The sequence below is a fragment of the Sphingomonas sp. ABOLG genome (assembly GCF_003950435.1).
Taxonomy (GTDB): Bacteria; Pseudomonadota; Alphaproteobacteria; order Sphingomonadales; family Sphingomonadaceae; genus Sphingomonas; species Sphingomonas panaciterrae.
In genome coordinates this window covers 1-2,934 of record NZ_QQWW01000041.1, presented here as the reverse complement: position 1 = coordinate 2,934, position 2,934 = coordinate 1, and the positions used below count along the sequence as shown (strand labels likewise).

Genomic DNA, 2,934 nt, shown 5'->3' with positions numbered 1-2,934 from the left:
GTAAGCGTCCGGGCATCGCCGTCGGGAATGAGGGTGGCTGGCCGAGAACGGTACCAAGGTCAGACAGCGGCTTATTGCGCATGCACATGGGTGAGGTAACGTGGTCGAATGACCAGGCTTCTAGAGTTCGGGCTATTGCTGTCAGCAGCAGGCTACACGCTGATCATGCTCTGGATGGTGTGGTTCACCTTCGCATTCTTCGGCTTCGATGCAGGCTACGCTGACCTTCTTACCGCCATCGTGCTCATCGCTATGGCGCTGTCGCCAGTACCCGTATGGATGTACTGCATCCGGCGAGCGAACGCACTTCGCCGAGGCGAACGCCCTAGGATTTAATCGGGCGTCGAGAAGATCCACGGCGCAAGCTCGCCGATGCGGTTGGCGGGGTGCCCGTCGGCGATGCGGGTGAGCACGTCGCGCAGCCAGGCTTGCGGGTCGACAAAGTTGAGCCGGGCGGTCTGGATGAGCGTGTAGATCGCCGCTGCCCGCTCGCCGCCCTTGTCGGAACCGGCGAACAGGTAATTCTTGCGCCCGAGCGCGACGGGCCGGAGACAGTTCTCGGCCCGGTTGTTGTCCGCCTCAAGCCGGGCATCGTCGCAGAAGCGGGTCAGCGCCGCGCGCCGCTTCACGGCATAGCGGATGGCGTCTGCCAATGCGCCCTTGCCCGAGATGCGGCGCAAGGTGTCCTCGGCCCAGTTGAAAAAGCCGTCCACGCCGACCCTGACGACCCGACGTCGTTCGAGCCGGTCTTCCAGCGGTAGCCCGCGTCCCAACTCCTCCGCCTCGTATATCAGGTCGATCATGCTGACGCCGGTGCGCGCCGTGGTCGAGCCGGTCCCCTTCCACACATCGTAGATCTTGCGCCGGACGTGCGCCCAGCACGCCACCTCGACAATGGGACCGGGCTGTCGGCGTCCATCATACAGCTGGTCATAGCCAGCATAGCCGTCGGCCTGCAGGAAGCCGCTGAACCTGGCCAGATGCGCGCGGGGCCGCTCGCCCTTGCGGTCGGGCGTGTAGAAGTAGGCCGCTGCCGGCGGACCGACACCCTGCCAGCCCCGGTCATCGCGGGCATAGACCCAGAGCCTGCCGGTCTTCGTCTTGCCGGTGCCCGGCGCCAGCACCGGAACGGGCGTATCGTCGGTGTGGATCTTGTCGGCCGCGAACACGTGGGCGCGGATGTGGTCGACGAGGGGCTGGAGCAGCCAGCTGACCTGGCCTGCCCAGTCCGCCATGGTCGAGCGGTCGAGGTCGACGCCCTCACGGGCGTATATCTCCGCCTGCCGGTAGAGCGGCAGGTGGTCGGCGTACTTGGACACCAGCACATGGGCGAGCAGGCCAGGTCCCGCCTTGCCGCGTGGGATGGGCAGTGACGGTGCCGGCGCCTGGGTGATGGCGTCGCAACGCTGGCAGGCGAGCTTGGGGCGGACGTGGCGCACGACCTGGAAGCGGCCGGGCACATACTCCAGCACCTCGGTCACGTCCTCGCCCAGCGCCGACATGGTGCCGCCACATGCGCCGCAGCCGTCCGCATGCGGAGCGGCGTGGACGACCTCGTGGCGCGGCAGGTGGTCGGGCAGCGGCAGGCGCTTGGGCTTGCGCTTCTCGCGGGCGGGTGGCGGCACGCCGGTCTCAGCGGACGCGCTGGTCGTCTCGGCCTCGACCGTCTCCAGTTCCTCCAGCCGCAGCTCCAGCTGCTCGATCTCACGGTTGAGCCGCTCGGACGACTGGCCGAACTGCATGCGCCTGAGGCGCGCCAGCTGGACCTTGAGCTTCTCGATCTCCAGCGCGGTCAGCTGGATGGTCGCCTTGGCCGCGCGCAGCTCGGCAGCGGTGCTGGCAAGCTCCGCAGCGGTAACGACGCGGGCATGTTCGACGGTCGCCAACTGGTCCTGCAACGCCTGTGCGAAGGCGCGCAGCTCGTCCGGGTCGGAGGGGAGATCGACCGTCGCCAGCGACATGGCCCATCCTACCACCGGCCAGACTCACGCCAAGCGAAAACGGCAGGAAAGCGCCGTTCAGACGAGGGTCGGCGCGCTCACCGGGGCCGGCGCCACGGTGCGTCGCCAGTCGATGCCCTCAATGAGCAGCGCCAGCTGCGCAGGGCTCAGCACGATGCCGCCATCGACCAGTGGCGGCCAAACAAACCGGCCCTTCTCCAGCCGCTTGGCGAACAGGCACATGCCCGAGCCATCCCAGTACAGCGCCTTGAGGTAGTCGCCGCGCTTGCCCCGGAACAGGAACAGGTGGCCCGAATACGGGTCAGCGCCGAGCACCTGGCTGGCGAGCGCGGTCAGCCCGTCGAAGCCCTTTTGCATACTCACCGGCCGGCAGGCGAGATACACCTTGGTGCCCGGCGCCAGCGCTATCACGACGCATGCCCCAGCGCCCGCAGCACGCGGGCGAGCGCCTTCTCATTGACGTAGCTGTCCACGCTCAGCCGCACGCCGCTCGGCAGGTCGATGTCGATGCCTCCTGGCCGCGCACCCGGATGAGGGCGGACCAGGTCATCCGTCGCTGCGGCAGGCAGCGACGGCTTGGCCGGTGCCGGCGCGGGTGTGGTCGGCACCGGCCTCAGCGCCATGGCAGGCCCTGCGGCCGCAGCGTCCGTCACCACGCCATACGGGATGAACTGCAACGGCTCGCTGGCGATGCTCGCCGCCTTCCGCTGCGCTGAGCGCCAGTTGTAGATGAGGCTCTCGGCAATGCCGAGCCGCTGCGACAGCTCCCGCACCGTCATGCCCGGCCCCGACGCCTCAGCGACCACCGCCGCCTTCTCCGCCTCGCTGTAGGTCCGCCGGCGCTCCGTCCGGGTGATGACCTCCATCCGCCCCATCTCCTGACCTCCTTCTGGACTCCAGAAGGAGACCACCACAGGTCCAGACATCAACGGCTACGCCGGCTTGAACAACACGCGGCTTACCGGACGCTTAC

General features: G+C 68.1%; 3 protein-coding genes. All 3 read right to left on the bottom strand.

Annotated features, from left to right (window positions below):
- Window positions 1-332 precede the first annotated feature (332 nt).
- From CA236_RS18545 to CA236_RS18535, 3 genes are read right to left on the bottom strand one after another with little or no spacing between them, the layout of a single operon-like run.
- The gene (locus CA236_RS18545; RefSeq protein ID WP_241212751.1) at window positions 333-1,961 is read right to left on the bottom strand and encodes an IS66 family transposase; all 1,629 of its coding nucleotides are present in this window, start codon (window positions 1,959-1,961) and stop codon (window positions 333-335) included.
- Between the two features lie 57 nt (window positions 1,962-2,018).
- Entirely contained in the window at window positions 2,019-2,372 is a 354-nt protein-coding gene (gene tnpB, locus CA236_RS18540; RefSeq protein WP_125946708.1) for an IS66 family insertion sequence element accessory protein TnpB, read from the bottom strand.
- Entirely contained in the window at window positions 2,369-2,827 is a 459-nt protein-coding gene (locus tag CA236_RS18535) for a transposase (protein ID WP_241212750.1), read from the bottom strand. The genes tnpB and CA236_RS18535 overlap by 4 nt, the downstream gene beginning before the upstream one ends.
- Between the last annotated feature and the right edge of the window lie 107 nt (window positions 2,828-2,934).